This is a genomic window from Leptospira harrisiae (assembly GCF_002811945.1).
Lineage (GTDB): Bacteria > Spirochaetota > Leptospiria > Leptospirales > Leptospiraceae > Leptospira_A > Leptospira_A harrisiae.
Genome location: NZ_NPDX01000001.1, coordinates 1,167,461 through 1,184,225, shown reverse-complemented (window position 1 = coordinate 1,184,225; position 16,765 = coordinate 1,167,461). Strand labels below are relative to the sequence as shown.

General features: G+C 40.6%; 18 protein-coding genes. 2 read left to right on the top strand and 16 right to left on the bottom strand.

Translation table 11 applies throughout. The features are described 5' to 3' along the window. Positions 1-29: 29 nt before the first annotated feature. Positions 30-350, top strand: a complete 321-nt coding sequence (locus CH364_RS05405) for a bactofilin family protein (protein WP_002973855.1) — start codon at positions 30-32, stop codon at positions 348-350. Beyond that, positions 338-2,308 (top strand): single-stranded-DNA-specific exonuclease RecJ, encoded by a 1,971-nt coding sequence (gene recJ, locus CH364_RS05400; RefSeq protein ID WP_100742539.1) that lies wholly within the window; start codon positions 338-340, stop codon positions 2,306-2,308. The genes CH364_RS05405 and recJ overlap by 13 nt, the downstream gene beginning before the upstream one ends. Positions 2,309-2,367: 59 nt before the next feature. Here recJ and CH364_RS05395 read toward each other — a convergent pair whose 3' ends face one another. From CH364_RS05395 to CH364_RS05320, 16 genes are all read right to left on the bottom strand, one after another. Continuing rightward, entirely contained in the window at positions 2,368-2,901 is a 534-nt protein-coding gene (locus tag CH364_RS05395; RefSeq protein ID WP_100742538.1) for a cupin domain-containing protein, read from the bottom strand. Between the two features lie 99 nt (positions 2,902-3,000). Then, positions 3,001-4,443: an NADH-quinone oxidoreductase subunit N gene (locus CH364_RS05390; protein WP_100742537.1), complete on the bottom strand. Its 1,443-nt coding sequence runs from the start codon at positions 4,441-4,443 to the stop codon at positions 3,001-3,003. Positions 4,444-4,446: 3 nt separating this feature from the next. Further along, a complete protein-coding gene (locus CH364_RS05385) occupies positions 4,447-6,186 on the bottom strand; it encodes a complex I subunit 4 family protein (protein WP_100742536.1) in 1,740 nt (579 codons plus the stop codon). A gap of 1 nt (position 6,187) precedes the next feature. After that, positions 6,188-8,116, bottom strand: a complete 1,929-nt coding sequence (nuoL, locus tag CH364_RS05380) for an NADH-quinone oxidoreductase subunit L (RefSeq protein WP_100742535.1) — start codon at positions 8,114-8,116, stop codon at positions 6,188-6,190. Between the two features lie 4 nt (positions 8,117-8,120). Continuing rightward, positions 8,121-8,441 carry an NADH-quinone oxidoreductase subunit NuoK gene (gene nuoK, locus CH364_RS05375; protein ID WP_100742534.1) on the bottom strand — a complete coding sequence of 107 codons (321 nt, stop codon included), beginning with the start codon at positions 8,439-8,441 and terminating at the stop codon, positions 8,121-8,123. Further along, positions 8,438-9,055: an NADH-quinone oxidoreductase subunit J family protein gene (locus CH364_RS05370; RefSeq protein ID WP_100742533.1), complete on the bottom strand. Its 618-nt coding sequence runs from the start codon at positions 9,053-9,055 to the stop codon at positions 8,438-8,440. Before CH364_RS05370 ends, nuoK begins: the two co-directional genes overlap by 4 nt. Continuing rightward, positions 9,034-10,104 carry an NADH-quinone oxidoreductase subunit NuoH gene (gene nuoH, locus CH364_RS05365; RefSeq protein ID WP_100742532.1) on the bottom strand — a complete coding sequence of 357 codons (1,071 nt, stop codon included), beginning with the start codon at positions 10,102-10,104 and terminating at the stop codon, positions 9,034-9,036. Before nuoH ends, CH364_RS05370 begins: the two co-directional genes overlap by 22 nt. A gap of 16 nt (positions 10,105-10,120) precedes the next feature. Next, positions 10,121-11,392, bottom strand: a complete 1,272-nt coding sequence (nuoF, locus tag CH364_RS05360) for an NADH-quinone oxidoreductase subunit NuoF (RefSeq protein ID WP_100742531.1) — start codon at positions 11,390-11,392, stop codon at positions 10,121-10,123. Between the two features lies 1 nt (position 11,393). Further along, complete coding sequence (locus CH364_RS05355; protein ID WP_100742530.1) at positions 11,394-11,882, bottom strand: NADH-quinone oxidoreductase subunit NuoE family protein; 489 nt, start codon at positions 11,880-11,882, stop codon at positions 11,394-11,396. Beyond that, positions 11,882-13,102, bottom strand: coding sequence for an NADH-quinone oxidoreductase subunit D (locus CH364_RS05350; RefSeq protein WP_207762213.1), 1,221 nt, complete (start codon positions 13,100-13,102; stop codon positions 11,882-11,884). The genes CH364_RS05355 and CH364_RS05350 overlap by 1 nt, the downstream gene beginning before the upstream one ends. A 16-nt stretch (positions 13,103-13,118) precedes the next feature. After that, positions 13,119-13,640 carry an NADH-quinone oxidoreductase subunit C gene (locus tag CH364_RS05345; RefSeq protein ID WP_100742529.1) on the bottom strand — a complete coding sequence of 174 codons (522 nt, stop codon included), beginning with the start codon at positions 13,638-13,640 and terminating at the stop codon, positions 13,119-13,121. Then, the gene (locus CH364_RS05340; protein WP_100742528.1) at positions 13,637-14,197 is read right to left on the bottom strand and encodes an NADH-quinone oxidoreductase subunit B; all 561 of its coding nucleotides are present in this window, start codon (positions 14,195-14,197) and stop codon (positions 13,637-13,639) included. The genes CH364_RS05345 and CH364_RS05340 overlap by 4 nt, the downstream gene beginning before the upstream one ends. After that, on the bottom strand, positions 14,188-14,565 hold the full coding sequence (locus CH364_RS05335; RefSeq protein WP_002981657.1) for an NADH-quinone oxidoreductase subunit A: 378 nt from the start codon (positions 14,563-14,565) through the stop codon (positions 14,188-14,190). Before CH364_RS05335 ends, CH364_RS05340 begins: the two co-directional genes overlap by 10 nt. A gap of 115 nt (positions 14,566-14,680) precedes the next feature. Then, positions 14,681-15,940 carry a replication-associated recombination protein A gene (locus tag CH364_RS05330; protein ID WP_100742527.1) on the bottom strand — a complete coding sequence of 420 codons (1,260 nt, stop codon included), beginning with the start codon at positions 15,938-15,940 and terminating at the stop codon, positions 14,681-14,683. A 1-nt stretch (position 15,941) separates the two neighbouring features. Then, positions 15,942-16,163, bottom strand: a complete 222-nt coding sequence (locus CH364_RS05325) for a hypothetical protein (protein WP_100742526.1) — start codon at positions 16,161-16,163, stop codon at positions 15,942-15,944. After that, complete coding sequence (locus tag CH364_RS05320) at positions 16,164-16,748, bottom strand: YqaA family protein (protein WP_100742525.1); 585 nt, start codon at positions 16,746-16,748, stop codon at positions 16,164-16,166. Positions 16,749-16,765: the final 17 nt, after the last annotated feature.

Below are 16,765 nucleotides of genomic sequence, written 5' to 3'. Positions count from 1 at the left end.
TCGAGAGTCAAACAAGACTATCCCTACCGATGAAAGACGAATCTATAGACACCATCATTAGCGACGACATCACGTTTCGCGGAACCCTTTCCTTCAACCAAACATTGAAAATCAAAGGGCAGTTCAAAGGCACAATCACTTCTCAAGGCAAACTCATCATCGATGAAACAGGCGATGTAGAAGCAGATGTAGAAGTAGGAAGCCTTGTAGTTCACGGAAACCTCAAAGGAAATGTGGATGCAAAAGAAAAGGTAGAACTTAAAAAAAATGGTAAGGTAGTTGGAGATATCAAAACACCGGGACTCGAAGTAGAATTCGGTTCCAAAATTATTGGCAATTGCATCATGTAACCAAGGTTCACTTCGGACCTTTACTTTCCGAAGTAAGAACCAAAGTGGATTCGAAACGCCCCCTCTTACGTTACTTAGTCGATAAAAGAGAGGGCCTTCGCAACATTCATCCCAAAGAACTGCTCACATCCGACTTTTCTTGTTTGCACTCACCTTTCTCACTTCCCGATCTTTCGACGGCAGTAGAACTAATTCTATCATTTGTGAAGGAAGGAAAAAAAATCCTCCTCTATGGTGATAGGGATTCTGATGGAGTGAGTTCCACTTGTTTACTGGCCTTCTTTTTAAAATCACATCCCGCATTTTCTTCCATCAATTTAGAAGTGATGGTTTCCTCAGAAAGTGATCCTTACGGTCTTTGTAAGGAAGCACTAGTAAAAATCAAAAAAGTAAAACCAGACCTACTCATCACTCTCGACTTTGGATCAAGCCAAGCCGATGAAATTGAAGAACTTACGAATACAGGAATCAAGGTAATCGTTCTTGACCACCACGAAGTTCCTGTTCGTATCCCAACAAACTGCGCTTTGGTGAACCCAAGAAGAACAGATTCAGTATACCCTGAAAAAAAAATCTGCACGGCAGTGCTTTCCTTTAAATTAGTCACCGCTATTTTGTTTCGACTCAGTGATGAATTTGGAAAAATTTACAGGAAAATAGAATTAGAAGAAGAAACAGGTAAAAAAGAATCCATTTACTTTCAAAATGGAATTCGATTACAAGAAAAAATGACCACCTCACTATCTTTAGATGACACTTCGATATTCCCTTACCCTGAGGACTTTACAACGGCAATCCCAGTGGATTTGGAAAGAAAACTTTTCTTCTACCAATGTTCCAAGATCCCTGATTTTTTTACTGGAATGGAAGAAGAAACTGATTTAGCAGGAATTGGAACCATTACTGATATGATGCCTCTTATTGGGGAAAACAGGCATTTTGTTAAACTTGCATTAAACTCACTCACCAAACTCTATGTTGGTGATAAAAAACGAAAAGGTTTATCCGAACTTTTAAAAGAACTGAAACTGAGCCCCCAAGGTGTTACCACAAAAGATTTAGGTTGGTCGATAGGTCCGGTTTTAAATTCCGCTGGTCGGATGGGAAAAACGGAGGAAGCGGTTTCTTTGTTATTATCAGAAACTAGTTTGGAAGCTAAAACCAAGGCCAAACAACTTCTTTCCATCAATGAAGAAAGAAAAGAACGAACCAAACGCAATATGGACCGGGTGGAACGTTATTTCCAGAGAAAACCAGAACGAACCGCACACGAAGTCGTATTTTGTTATGAACCTGATATGGAACCCGGGGTCAGCGGAATTGTGGCCACTAGGATGGTGGATACTTACAAAAAACCTGCCATCTTTCTTGCACCTGACAATGGTGATGCGAGAGGAAGCATTCGTTCCTATGGTCCCGAAAATGTTTTAGAACTATTAGAATCTCTCTCTGACCATTTCCTACATTTCGGTGGGCACCCGGAAGCCGGCGGATTTTCTATCAAAATCGACCAAATCCCCGCCTTTGAATCCGCATTGTATCAGGCTGCTAAAGCTTGGTTGTCCGTTGACAAAGATAAACCCAAAGTTCATTCGATTGAAACAGATTTTACCGTCCTCACAGAAGAAATCGGTGAAAGATTACTCAAAGAATGGAAAGACTTGGAACCTTTTGGACAAGGGAATCCCGATATCAAACTTGCGATTAAAAATGCAAAAGCAATCCACCTAACTCCACTTAGTGGAGGAAAACATGTTCGATTCCATTTGATTGGAAGTGGTTCCTTAAAGTATATGATTTGGAATAAGGGCGAAGAATTCCAAAAGTTTATGTCAGAACATGGAAGTTTTGATTTGGTAGGAAGTTTGGAAGAGAATTTTTACCAAGGAAGAACCACTCTTCAATTTATCGTCGAGTGGTTTGGAATCACGGCAGAGAATCCTGCCGTATCAAACTAAAAAAATTTTATTTAGCAAACGATTCGAATCTCTCTGCATCCAAGAGATCCGAAACCAAATCAAACGTTGATTAAAACTTTTGATTCATCCACATAAACAGGAGTCCATCCTGAATTGTCTTTGAAGTAACGAACCGCTTTGATTCTTAAGTTTTTGTCGAGGGTAAACCAGTGGTTAGTATTGGCAGGGATCGAAAGAAAATCACCTTTACTCACATGGACTTCAAATCTTTCTCCATCAATGATGAATCCAAAAATTCCGCTACCATCAATGATATAACGAACTTCTTCATCTGTATGGATATGTAGTTTATCAAATTTAGCTAACATGTCCTGGATTCCAGGAACTTCGTCATGCAAGACAACGAGGTCATTGGCTTTGTAACCATGTTCTTTCTTTAGTTGGTCAAATCGATATTCCAATCCTGAGAGGACTTCCGCTTTTTCAGCGTCATTTAAGCCCTTTTGGTCGAGGATGAGATCCAAGGTTTCTGGGGTTTTATAGAATTCATACACAAGACCCTTGGAAACAAGGAAATCCTTAATTGCTGTGGGATCCTGAAGAGTTCCTGACTTTCTTTGAATGGTTGCCATACGAATTACCTACCTACGGACTACCCTTTAGATCCCTTTCTATGAATCAATTATTTTTCGCTATCCTGGAACTAATTCTGCTATAACAGATTTGTTATTTTATAACAAAGCACCTGGCTGGAAAAAGACCCAACCCACTGTGAAAAATAAACTCAAAAGAAATATCAAAAATCCAAGGGTTGGCATACTCGGAAGGTCACGGACACCCGCCACAACACCTGTCTCTTGTTTCATATAAGATTGGATGGTGATCTTCATGTAGTAGTAGAAGGCTACACAAGAGTTTGCCACTGCCCCAAAAAGAAGGATTCGATTGAATAATAAATCCGATTCAGCAATTTTTTGCAAAAGGAAAAGTTTTGTCCAAAATCCAATGAGGGGTGGAAATCCTGCAAAAGATAAAAAGATGATGGAAAGTGAAAGGGCTGTTAACGGATGTTCTGCGCTTAAATGTGCAATCCCATTGACTGTCACTTCGTGTTTGCCCTGCTCCAAGTAGGAAATGATAGCAAAAGCTGCCAAATTCAATAGAGAATAAGAAAATAAATAATACAAAGCTTCTAGGCCCGCCCCACAAGCAATTCCTGCCACAATGTATCCGGCATGAGAAATAGAAGAGTAAGCTAACATTCGTTTGAGGTTTTCTTGTTTGAGAGCAACAATATTTCCCCAAGTCATGGACACAAGGGCAATCACTCCCATTAATACTTTCCAGGAATCTCCTATCTCACCGACAGGGATATGATTGAATAAAACAATCATAAGTCCAAGGGCAGATGCTTTTCCTGCACTTGCCATAAAACCTGTGATTGGTGTTTGTGCACCTTCATATACATCTGGAGTCCAAGAATGGAAAGGAACAAGCGCTGCTTTAAAAGAAACTCCTACCAAAAAAAGTCCAAAACCTAACTTTGAAAAATTGGATTCATACCCTTTTAGAAACAGACCACGCAGTGCGCCGTCTAAATTGGTGGTTCCCGAACCACCATATAAAAAAGCAATTCCTAGTAACATAAAGCCAGAGCTAAAGGATCCGAGTAAAAAGTATTTCATGGCACTTTCTAAAGAAGAAACAGAGGTCCGAGCCATTCCGATCATTACATACAATGCAAGCGAAAGGATTTCTAATCCAACAAAGATCACAATGAAATCATAACCAGAAGTAAGAAACATCATCCCTGATAAACAAAATAGAAGGAGGGGGAAAAACTCTGGAAACAATGTTTTGTGTTGTGCGAGAAATGGTGGAGCAATGAGTAACGTGATAAGACCAGCAATCAAATAAATTCCACTGAGCCAAACGGTAAGTGGACTTAGGGAAATTTGTGAACCAAAAAATTTACCATACCCTGGAGACCCCGTTGTATGATACAAAGCATACATGGCACCTAGAATTCCAAGAACCGAAAGCACCCATAATGGTTTGGAATCTTCTTCTTTGGGAACAAGGAACTGAACTACGAGAGAAAGTAAAGCCACTCCACATAGAATGAGCATGGGAGAGATTGCTATTAAATCATTTGAGGATGGAGTATATGACATGGGTTAGTTTCCTATTGTCTCTTTTTGGATTGGTTCCAAGTCAAAATCAGACTCAATGGACTTTTCCAAATTGTCCAAGTTTTCATTCAAATTCGGTTTGTTTTCCTTTATGGAAAGAAAAGTAGGAAGAGCATACTTTGATTGGAAAGACCCCAACCTTTCTTCAAAGGACAAAGGTTCTTTTCCTAAACTTGAATAATCCGAAAATTGCCGGCTTACGTTTCCACCAAGGAAATCTTTTTGTAAGTCTTTTCTTTCAACAATGGATTGCATCGATGCGGAATTTAAATATACATTGGAGGAAGATTGCAAAATTTCTAAAAATGGTTTCGGATAAATCCCAATCCAAAAGATAAAAAGAACCAGAGGAGATAAAATTCCCACTTCTCTAAAGGTTAAATCTTTATATGGTTTGGCTTGGATGGTTTTACTCACTCCAAATAGGAATCGTTTTACAAACCAAAGTAAATACAAGGCACCAAGCACCACACCTGTGGCAGCAATTCCACCAAGCCAAATATTGGATTTAATGGCTCCCATAAGAATGAGAAACTCACCCACAAATCCATTGGTACCAGGAAGGCCCACAGAAGACAATACCGCTATGAGAAAAAAAGTGGAGAACACAGGCATCTGACCTGCAAGTCCACCAAACTCGGCAATGTTTCTTGTATGAGCTCTTTCATAAATCATCCCGATCATAAGAAAGATCATACCAGTGGATATCCCGTGGGATACCATCTGCAACATCCCACCCACAACTCCTTCGTTTGTAAAAGAGAAGAGGCCCAAGATACAAAATCCTAAATGGGAAAGTGAACTATAAGCAATGATTCGTTTGATATCAGTTTGGACAAGTGCCGCCATCGAACCATAAACGATACCAATGACAGCGAGAATCTGAACCCAATTTTGAGAAAGTAAACTTGGTTCCGGGAAAAAAGGAATACAAAACCGAATGAATCCATAAGCCCCGATTTTGAGTAATACACCAGCTAAGTCCACCGAACCAACAGTAGGTGCTTGTGTATGGACATCCGGCATCCAAGTATGGAAAGGGAAAAGTGGGATTTTAATTGCAAATGCTAGGAAAAAACTAAAAAACAAAAACCATTGGAGAGGTTCCGAATACATCCCAAGACTTGCCGTAGACAAAGATTCAATCGATGTTTTTCCTGTTTTAAAATATAGGGTGAGTATACCACCTAACATAAACAAGGAACCAGCCATAGAAAATAAAAAGTATTTTAATGCAGCTTTGGTTCTTTCTTCCCCACCCCAAATGCCAATCATAAGGACCATTGGTAATACCATAAGTTCCCAAAAAACATAATAGAGGACTAAGTTACCGGCAGCAAAAACCCCAAGGACTGCTGTTTCCAAAACAAGTAAACAGATATGGAATTCTTTGATTTTCTTTGGAATGTTAGACCAAGAGGCAATACTCGAAAGGAAAAACATAAAAGCAGTTAAGGCAAATAAAAGAAGAGAAATTCCATCAAGCCCAACATGGTAGTCTACACTCAGTTTGCCCGATAGAATCCAATCTGGAATCCAGTGGACAAATTGTAATCCCGACTTACTGGAATCAAAAAAGAAAAAAAGGCCGATGGATAGGATCGTAGTAAATGCTGACGAAAGTGCTGAGATGACAACAATTGCCCCTACTCGTTTTTGAAATACAATGAGTAAAGAGGATAGAATTGGTAAAAAGATAATGATCGATAAAATTTGTTCCGGCACCTTACACCCCCCTCGTTAATAGATACACTAAAATACAAAATGTACCTATGACAACATACAAGGCGTAATCGCCAATAAATCCAGATTGGAGCCTCCGTAAACCATTAGCAATCACACCAAAACTCCCACCAATTCCCAAAAAGAATCGATCAAGAATCTTGATATCAAAAAAGAATGCCACTCCTTTTGATAAAAAGAGAAACGGACGCACAAATAGGAAGTCATAGATTTCATCGATATAGTATTTATGGAAAAGAATCTTTCGAAACCCTGTATGTTCTTCCAGAATGGGGCTCTGTTTTCTTTGATAAAGAAAATAAGCAAGGATAAGACCAATAGTTGCGATGCCTACAGAAAACGCAGCTAACGAAAGTTCCACGTCATGAACTAGAGTCTTGTGTTCGGCTAAAGTTCCATGAAGAGAAGCCAATTCATACCCTTTTGACAATACAGGAGCAAAAAATCTTTCTAAAGTATCAATATGTAAAAAGAAATGTGGGGTCTGTAAAAAACCGGCAACCACGGCGCCTGTCGCAAGAATCACAAGTGGCAAGGTCATCGTCCAAGGAGATTCATGAACTTTGTGATGTGAGTCCGTGTTGTCTTTTCCAAAGAATACAACAAAGACAAGTCGGAACATATAAAACGAAGTGAAAAAGGCAGCGACAACGCCCATTGTCCAAAGGATAGAACCAAACGCACCGTAGGTGTAGGCCTTTTCTAAAATTAAATCTTTTGAGAAAAAGCCAGAGAAAGGAAAAAATCCTGCAATGGCAAGAGTTCCCAGTAAAAAAGTAAAAGAAGTAATTTTAATTTTTCCGAAAAGTCCACCCATATGTTTGATGTTTTGTTCGTGGTGGAGGGCGTGAATCACAGAACCTGCACCAAGAAACAATAAGGCTTTAAAAAAGGCATGTGTCATTAAGTGGAAAAGTCCAGCCACATAACTCATGCTACCCATCGCAAGAAACATAAATCCAAGTTGTGAAACTGTTGAGTATGCTAGAATTTTTTTGATATCGTTTTGTAAAGTTCCAATGGTGGCTGCAAACAGTGCAGTCACAGCCCCAATGATGGCAATGAAAAGAGATGTTTCCGGAGCAAGTAAAAATACAAAATTTAGCCTAGCGATGAGAAATATCCCCGCCGTTACCATAGTTGCTGCATGGATGAGAGCAGAAACAGGGGTGGGACCTGCCATCGCATCAGGCAACCAAACATACAAAGGAATTTGTGCTGACTTTCCCATAGCCGCAACAAAGAAAAAAAGTGCTACAATGTTTGCATAATTTGCAAACTCACTCATTTCACTTAAATTAGTTTGGAGTTGTAAGTATTGTAAACTACCACCTAACCAAAATAAAAACCCTGTTCCTAGGATAAAACCAACGTCACCAATTCTGTTTAGGATGAATGCTTTCATCCCCGCTTCCGCTGCGGAACTTTTATCGTAGTCAAACCCAATGAGTAAATAGGAAGACAATCCCACTCCTTCCCAACCAAGAAAGGTAAGCACTAGGTTGTCACTTAAAACCAAGTTTAACATACAAAATATAAATAAATTCAAATAGGCAAAAAATCGGTTATATCCCACATTCCCTTTCATATAACCCATCGAATACAAATGGATGAGAGATCCAATGCCTGTAATGATAAGAGTCATATAAAGAGAAAGTTGGTCGATTTGGTAACCAAAAGAAGATTTAAAATTACCCACCACAATCCAATCAAAAACAGGAACCAAATGTGGTGCCGTTCTTTCCATTGGTCTAAATTCGTTAAACGCACCTAAGGTGATTAGGAACGGAATGAATACAGCCAAGGTTCCAATGGCACCCGCAAACCGATGGGGAATCCGGTCTTTCAATAGACCATTATGCAAAAAACCTAGGAGAGGAAGAAGGACAACAATTGGGAATAAATCTAACATAGGATTACCATCTCATCGATTGGAGTTCATCCACGTTGGTGGATTTTTTATGCCGGAAAATGGCAATCACAAGTGCCAGTCCCACAGCCGCTTCTGCTGCCGCAATTGCCATTACAAAGAAAACAATCGTTTCCCCTGAAATATGGGAAAGGGCTTTGGAAAAGGTAACAAAAACTAAATTTACAGAATTTAAAATGAGTTCCACTGACATAAAGATAATGACAATGTTTCTTCGGATGAGAACTCCAAGAACACCAATAGAAAATAAAATTCCGGCAAGACCTAAAATGTATGAAACGGGGATGTCATTAATGAATTGATTCATAACACGTTGTCCTTTGTTTGCTCCACTTCTGTGAGTCTCTTTTTTGCAAGGATCACTGCCCCAAGGACAGCTACTAGAAGTAATATAGAGATCATTTCAAAAGGAAGTAAGTAATCCAAATAAGTGGAAGCACCAACACTGGCGACATTGCCTTTTGCATTGATAGTTCCCGTTCCTTGGATGGGAAAGGAATACTCGGTTAGTTCATATCCTTTTCCTTTTTGTTCTGAATGAGGAACTCCTGTTGTGAGTGCACTATACAATAAAAAGAAAAATCCCAAGGCAAACACAGAAAGTAAAACCAAACGGATCGGGTGTTTTCTATAACGAGAAAGAGTCTCTGCTCTTTGCGAAAGTAACATCAAAACAAACACGATCAGAACCATAATCGCACCAGCGTAAACTAACACCTGCATGGTGGCAATAAACAAGGCTCCCAAGATTCCGTAAATACCCGCGAGCGCAAAGAATGTAAATACAAGTGAAACTGCCGAAACTACGGGATTTTTCTGGAAGATGACACTTAGTGCCGTAATCACTGTCACTGTTCCAAAAAAGATAAATAATAAAAAGGATGGAGAGGATTCAAAGTTCATATAAATAATTTCATCCATCCTTCTTTCCAATATACTGTGTAAATGGCTGCGAACATCACAGCAAAAAGGCCCCAAGGTATCATTTTTTTCCAACCAAGCTTCATGAGTTGGTCATAACGAAAACGAGGAAGGGTCCAACGAACCCAAATAAACAAAAAGGCAAAGAACAGAACTTTTAGAATAAAAAATCCAAGTCCATAAAATGCTTGGTAGGGAGACCCTGCGCCTAAATGAAAAGGAACATTGTATCCACCAAAAAAGAGTAAGGTGGTAAGACAAGACATGGTGATCATATTCATGTACTCTGCCAAAAAGAAGAGTGCAAACTTAAAAGCCCCATACTCAGTATGAAAACCCACAACCAGCTCCGATTCCGCTTCCGCAAGGTCAAAAGGAAGTCGATTGGTTTCGGCAAACATCGCAGTCACATAAATGAAAAAGGCAACAAAACCGGGTGGAGATAAAATATTCCACATGTCTTTTTGGGAATCGCTAATGTCTGTTAGTTTAAGTGATCCGGTCATAATCACAATCACAACAATGGAAAGTCCCATAGGAAGTTCGTAACTAATCATCTGAGCCGTAGAACGAACACCACCGAGTAACGAGTATTTGTTGTTGCTGGACCAACCTGCAATCATAATCCCATAGACTGAAAGGGAAGAAATGGCAAGCATGTATAAAACCCCAGAGTCAGGGTTTGCAATTTGTAAATCAATGGTCGTGACACCGGTAAGAGCCATAAGCCACTCCGGTGCCGGAAGACTTCCCCCAAAAGGAATCACGGCCCAAGCCATAATGGCACAGGTCATGGAGATGGTGGGAGCCAAAAGGTACATCCCTTTGGATACGTTTTTTGGAAAAATTTCTTCTTTGGCGATAAACTTAATCCCATCGGCCAGTGGTTGGAAAAGTCCAAAAATTCCAGCACGGTTAGGACCCGGACGATCCTGGATAAAACCAGCGAACTTACGTTCGGCGAGTGTGTAATAGGCCACACCCGTTAGAATGATAAAAAAAAGTGAGAGGATTTTAATTCCCCAAGCAAGTATTAGAGCCCAGTCCATATTGTTTCGATGACCTTTAGTGAGAGATGCTCACTTCCTTTTTCAATCGAGCAGAGAACTCCCCTTTAAACTTTGTCATCGTTGGACGGACTGCCATAACACAAGCATCCGCTAACGGGCAGATGGTGGTTCCACCTTCCATATTCCTAGACAAAGAAAAAATGAGTTCTACATCTTTTTCTGTTCCTTCTCCAATTTTAATTTTATGGAGGAGGTCTTTTACCCAGTGTGTACCTTCCCGACAAGGTGTACATTGGCCACAGGATTCATGTGAATAAAACTCTGCCAATCGGTATGTGGTTTCCACAAGATCTGCAGATTCAGAAAGAATGATGACCGCCCCAGAACCTAACATAGATTTGAGAGAAGCAATCGATTCATAATCCATAGTTGCCGTCATGGCCTCTTCTGCTGTGAGAATTGGAGAAGAACTTCCTCCCGGAATCACTGCTTTCAGAGTTCCATCGTTTTTAATCCCACCACAAATATCATAAATGAGTTCCTTCATCGGAGTTCCCATTTCGACTTCATAAATCCCCGGTTTTTTCACATGTCCACTGACTGCAAATAGCCTGGTTCCCGGTGATTTTTCTGTTCCAATTTTTTTGTATTCTTCACCTGTCATACGAATGATATGCGGGACATTACAAAAAGTTTCCACATTGTTCACAACAGTAGGACATGCATACAATCCAGATACGGCTGGGAATGGGGGTTTGAGTCTTGGATGGCCCCTCCTTCCCTCAAGGGAATTGATAAGAGCCGATTCTTCCCCGCAGATATAAGCACCTGCTCCGGAATACACAGCCAAATCAAAATCATACCCAAGGCCTAAGATGTTTTTTCCAAGAAGGCCCGCTTTGTAAGCTTCTTCCACTGCTTCTTCCACAATCCGAATTCCTTTATGGAACTCACCTCGAATGTAAATATAACCTTGGTGGGAGTCGATTGCTTTGGCAGCAATGACCATCCCTTCAATGAGCATATGAGGAAATTTTTCTATTAAAAGTCGGTCCTTAAAAGTTCCCGGTTCGCCTTCATCCCCATTACAAATCAAATACTTTGGTTTGTCAGTTTTAGGAATGAATCCCCATTTGTTTCCTGTGGGAAAACCGGCACCACCGCGACCACGAAGGCCGGAGTTTTTCACATCGTTTACAATTTGTTCGGCGGTCATTTCGGTAAGGGCTTTTTTTTGGCTTTCATACCCTCCGACCGAACGGTAATGATTTAAAGTATGAGAATCAGCGGCACCAACGTGAGTTGTGAGAAGAGTTTTTAATCCCATTTTATACCTGCTTTTCCAATTCGGAAATGATAGCTTCGATTTTTTCCGGTGTTAGGTTTTCATAATATTTGTCGTTGATTTGAGCCACTGGCCCAAACCCACAAGCACCGAGGCACTGCACTTCATCCACTGTGTATTTTTTATCACCCGTGGTTTCACCCGGCTCGATTCCTAATTTGGAACATACATGTTCGGTGATAGAATCAGAGCCTGAAAGATAACAAGAGATATTTCCACAAATTTGGATATGGAACTTACCCACAGGTTTTTTGTTGTACATGGTGTAAAAAGTAGCAACTCCATGAACATGTGCGAGGGATATGGGATCTCCAATTCGATCTGCAATGTACTGCATCCCTTCCTGGTCCACAAAACCTTTGTCAGCTTGTAATAAAAAAAGACAGGGTAAAATTAACGAACGTTTGCTCGGAAATTGCGGAATCAACCTCTGGAACCTTATTTCAGAATCTTGTGAAAATTGATAGGCCATTAACAATCCAACTCCCCTGCAATGACATTGAGTGAAGACATAGTAGCAATGGTGTCAGCAAGTAAGCCCCCTTTGACAAGTTCCGGGAACGCTTGGTAATACCAAAAACAAGGGCGTCTTACATGCACTCTCCAAGGAGATTTTTCCCCTTCGGATACCACATAAAAACCGAGCTCTCCATTGGCAGCCTCGGTGGACATATAGTATTCTCCTGGAGGAACCTTCACTCCGTGCATAATGATTTTAAAATGGTAAATGAGTTCTTCCATATTGTGATACACACGATCTTTCGGAGGAAGGAAAGTGTGAGGAACATCAGCGTGATATGGTCCTTCTGGAATTCCATCGATGAGTTGTTCAATGATACGCATGGATTGACGCATCTCTTCCATACGAACAAGAGTTCTGTCGAGGGCCGATCCATCTTCTCCCACAGGAATATCAAAATCGACTTTGTCGTAGAACATATAAGGATCATCTTTTCTTACATCCCAAGGAACACCTGCCGCACGAAGGTTTGGACCAGAAAATCCATAGGCGATCGCACGATCTGCAGATAAACCACCAATCCCTGCTGTTCTTTCATTAAAAATTTTATTACGAATGAGTAGGTCTTGGAATTCATCCAAAGCTGGTTTCAGGCCTTTGATGATGGTTTTGATTTCGGATTGGAATTCAGGATAAATATCACGTTCCATTCCGCCCACACGACAAAAGGTGGTCGTCAGCCTAGCGCCAGTTAACTTCTCTAGAATCTGATAAATGTTTTCCCTATGATGAAACAAATGGAGTAACCCAGAAAAAGCGCCAAGGTCCACACCCATAATCCCATTGCAGATGATATGATCCATGATCCGAGAAAGTTCAGAGATGATCATTCTTACATAAGTAACACGATCGGGAACTTGGATCTGCATCATCTTTTCAACGGTTAGGATCCAACCAATATTATTGAGTGGAGTGGATACATAGTTCATACGATCAGTACAAACTAAGAACTGATTGTAATCGTAACGTTCGCCTAATTTTTCAAAACAACGATGGACATATCCAATGACGGATTCTGTATCCACCACACGTTCTCCATCAATTTGGATTACGTTTTGTAAAATACCATGAGTGGCGGGGTGACTGGGTCCCAAGTTGACAAGTAAATGTCCTTCCGGTAGGTCTTTGAATTTCTGGCCAAAGTGTTCGGCTGTTTTTTCGTACATTACCATAATGATTTCCTACCGCCTAACCGGTAATATCCTCGTTCACATGAATGGTGAGTAAGTCTTCAATGAGATAATCCTGTCCCGGTCCCTCTAACGGATAATCCTTACGAAGTGGATGTCCTATAAAGTTATCAGGCATGATGAGCCTTTCCAACTGCGGGTGGTTGGAAAACGGAATCCCCATAAGGTCATACACTTCTCTCTCTGGCCAATTGGCTGCAGGGAAAATACTAACGAGACTTGGAACTTCATCCCCTTCTCCCACAGGAACGCGAAGTTGTAAACGGAAGTGTTTGTTCTTGGGAGAACGAAGTAAATATACCACTTCAAACCTTGGTTCTCTTTTTCCAAGCCAATCGACGGAGGTAAGATCATTTAGGTAAGTGAAAGCAAATTCAGGATGTTCCTTTAACGCTTGTACAATGGTTGGGAGGGCTTCCTTTTTGATACTAAAATAGAGCAAATTGGTGTTTATGTCCCTTTGTGGAAGTAAAACATCAGAAAACCGCGAGTTTAAGTATTCAGTAATTGTTTCTTTCATGCCACTACGAGAGGTTTGTTACGTTCGTTGATTTCTTCGATTTTTCTCATGACTTCTTGGCGTCTCGCTTCTAATCCTTGTCCTTGTACTTTCTTTTGGAGTTTGACAAGGGCATCAAGGAGTGCTTCTGGACGAGGAGGACAACCAGGAACATAAACATCCACAGGCAGGATTCGGTCGACACCTTGTAACACACCGTAGGTGTGAAACATACCACCAGAAGAAGCACAAGCACCCACAGAAATTACAAATTTAGGTTCTGCCAATTGGTCGTATATCTGGCGTAAGACGGGAGCCATTTTATATGTGATGGTTCCAAGAACTAAAATCATATCGGCTTGGCGTGGTGAAAAGGAAGGACGTTCTGCACCAAATCGAGCGATGTCGTAATCAGCACAAGAAGTACTCATGTATTCGATTCCACAACAAGCTGTGGCAAAAGGATAAGGCCATAATGAAAAACTTTGTCCCCATTGGACTACGTTATCCAATGTAGCGACTTGGAACATGTCGCCAAACATCTCACCCGGTTTGGATAGTGTTTCTGTTAATCCCATTCCAGTGCTCCCTTTTTCCATATATAGTATAGACCCACAACAAGTATGAGTAAAAAGAAAAACATCTCCACAAGGAAGAAGGTACCAAGGCCCGCTTCTTTAAAGCTGATTAAGTTCACTGCCCAGGGATATAAAAAGACGGCTTCAATATCGAAGAGGATAAAAAGTACCGCAACAAGATAGAACTTAATGTTAAAGAGTCCTCTCGCATCACCGTAATAGGTAACTCCACATTCAAAGGTATCTTGGGGTTTTGATTTTTTCTTCGGATTGATGAGGAAGGCAAGGGTCAAAATCAGAGCGGAAAAACCGACTCCGAGTAAAAGTTGTAGAAGGATTGGCGCAAAACTATCTGGTGCAGAACCCATGTATGAAAATGCTCTCACGAGTGGGGTCGATTGTCAAGATGAGAATCATTTTCCCCTTTGTTTTCGTGTTAATTTCGATCGTTTGTAATTTTTGCGGCCGATTTGAGATATATTCTCAATACCGGTCCCCCCAAAGTCGCTCCAGTTGTTCCTTTAAATTCTTTTCCATACCTTGGTTTGTCGGAGCATAAAACTGGGGAATGTCTGGATAAAAATCAGTGGGAAAATAACGTTCTTTCAGGAAATGCCCTGGGAAATCGTGGGGGTATTGGTAATCTTTTCCTGCCCCTTCCTTCTTATGTGTGGCTGTGGGAGCATTACGCAAATGGTTTGGAATTTGAAATTCCCGTTTTCTTTCTCGAACCAACTGCAAAGCTTTGTCTATTGCCAGATAACTCGCGTTAGACTTCGGTGCCGAAGCAAGAAAAGTTGTACATTGCCCGAGGGGAATGCGGCCTTCCGGCATCCCCACTCGTTCCACAGCTTGCCAAGTGGCAATGGCTAGGGGAAGTGCGTGGACACTCGCGTTTCCCACATCTTCACTGGCAAAAATCACAAGTCTCCTTGCGATAAAAAGTGGGTCCTCTCCCCCTTCGATCATCAGTGCCAAATAAAAAAGGGCGGCATCGGGATCACTCCCGCGGAGGGATTTAATAAAGGCCGAGATGATATCATAGTGACTTTCACTATTTTTATCGTAAAAAATTACATTCTCACCTAGAATTTCAGCTAACTTAGATTCGTTGATATTACCTGTGTCTTCTGTAAAATTTAAAATTCTTTCTAGATATCCGAGAAGTTTCCTGGCATCTCCTGAACTTCTACGAAAGAGTTCCTTTTTTAGGTCCGGAGGGAACTTCCCCTTGTGATTGAGTTTTGTAAGGCAAGTTTCAAAAATAGAATTTTCTTCTTCTTCAGAAAGAGTTGTGAGACGGTAAACAAGCATCCGAGAAAGTAGTGCTTTATTTACGCGAAAACTAGGATTTTCGGTGGTCGCAGCAATTAAAATAATTTCACCTTCTTCTACTGCTGACAAAAGAGCGTCTTGTTGGGAAGATGAAAAACGGTGGATCTCATCTAAAAATAAGACTATGGTTCCTTGCCGTTTGGCTTCATCCAAAACCTCTCTCACTTCCTTAAGTCCACTTGTCACACAACTTAAATAACGTTTTTGCATACTCCAACTTTGTGTTAGAAGGTGTGCTAAAGTGGTTTTTCCAGATCCAGGGGGGCCATAAAAAAGAATTGAAGTGGGTTTAGAAATGGCTTTGAGTGATTGGACAACCTGCGTTTGTCCGACAAATTCAGACCAGTTTTTTGGTCTTACTGCATGAGCAAGTGGAACTTGTTTATTTTGTGAAAAAAGAGAATCCAACTTAAGTTTTTTCCAATTCTTTTTTTACTGCCACATAACAATTGTATATTGTTTCGTTACAGACATCGCAACCTGAATTACAACAAATCAACGACCTTTCGGAAACCTTTCCTTCTACTAAATTTTTTACAAAAGCAGCAGTCCGATCTGGCAAAAAGAAAAATCTTACTTTCTCTAAGATGACCTCATCAATAGTTTTTGGAAACAAACGTTCGTCAGACATCTATCCTCCAGTGATCCATCCAAGATACATGGCATAAAAATAAACGGTCACACGCACAAACCGAAATAGTGAACCAAACAAAAATAACGAATAACGCATTTTAAACGTTCCGACAGTGTATGCCATCCAAGAATAAGGAATGGGTGTGAGTGCGCTCAGAACTACTGCGCCAAAACCATACTTACGGAGATAAGGAAGGAGTTTTTCTTCATAATGCAAAACCATCTGTCTACCTAAATGGAATCTAGGAATTAGGTATAAGCCAATGAAATATGCAAGTGATCCACCAAGTATGCTCCCAAAAGACATGGATAGAATTGTAAGAATTGGGTCCATTTCCCCTGTTATTGCAAGCATTAGAAAAGCATCGGGTGGAACAAAAGCGGGAAGGCTATCCGAAAGGATCATCCCCACAAAAAGTCCCCAATAACCAAAAATTCTTACAAAATGTTCGCTAAATCCGAGTAGTTCCTTTCGAAAAAAAAAGGCAAGGCCAAACACTATGACCAATACAATTACAATTGATAAGATGGTTTGAATGATGAGACTACGAAGGTTGATAGTGGTTTCTTTGTCTTTAGTCATAAAAATTTGAATTATCG

Coding starts and splice junctions, on each gene's coding strand:
- nuoH (WP_100742532.1), bottom strand. CDS start 10,104: ATGGACTGGGCTCTAATACTTGCTTGGGGAATTAAAATCCTCTCACTT.
- CH364_RS05405 (WP_002973855.1), top strand. CDS start 30: ATGAAAGACGAATCTATAGACACCATCATTAGCGACGACATCACGTTT.
- CH364_RS05350 (WP_207762213.1), bottom strand. CDS start 13,102: ATGGTAATGTACGAAAAAACAGCCGAACACTTTGGCCAGAAATTCAAA.
- CH364_RS05335 (WP_002981657.1), bottom strand. CDS start 14,565: ATGGGTTCTGCACCAGATAGTTTTGCGCCAATCCTTCTACAACTTTTA.
- CH364_RS05390 (WP_100742537.1), bottom strand. CDS start 4,443: ATGTCATATACTCCATCCTCAAATGATTTAATAGCAATCTCTCCCATG.
- CH364_RS05370 (WP_100742533.1), bottom strand. CDS start 9,055: ATGGATGAAATTATTTATATGAACTTTGAATCCTCTCCATCCTTTTTA.
- CH364_RS05340 (WP_100742528.1), bottom strand. CDS start 14,197: ATGGGATTAACAGAAACACTATCCAAACCGGGTGAGATGTTTGGCGAC.
- CH364_RS05325 (WP_100742526.1), bottom strand. CDS start 16,163: ATGTCTGACGAACGTTTGTTTCCAAAAACTATTGATGAGGTCATCTTA.
- nuoL (WP_100742535.1), bottom strand. CDS start 8,116: ATGTTAGATTTATTCCCAATTGTTGTCCTTCTTCCTCTCCTAGGTTTT.
- CH364_RS05320 (WP_100742525.1), bottom strand. CDS start 16,748: ATGACTAAAGACAAAGAAACCACTATCAACCTTCGTAGTCTCATCATT.
- nuoF (WP_100742531.1), bottom strand. CDS start 11,392: ATGGGATTAAAAACTCTTCTCACAACTCACGTTGGTGCCGCTGATTCT.
- CH364_RS05355 (WP_100742530.1), bottom strand. CDS start 11,882: ATGGCCTATCAATTTTCACAAGATTCTGAAATAAGGTTCCAGAGGTTG.
- CH364_RS05345 (WP_100742529.1), bottom strand. CDS start 13,640: ATGAAAGAAACAATTACTGAATACTTAAACTCGCGGTTTTCTGATGTT.
- nuoK (WP_100742534.1), bottom strand. CDS start 8,441: ATGAATCAATTCATTAATGACATCCCCGTTTCATACATTTTAGGTCTT.
- CH364_RS05395 (WP_100742538.1), bottom strand. CDS start 2,901: ATGGCAACCATTCAAAGAAAGTCAGGAACTCTTCAGGATCCCACAGCA.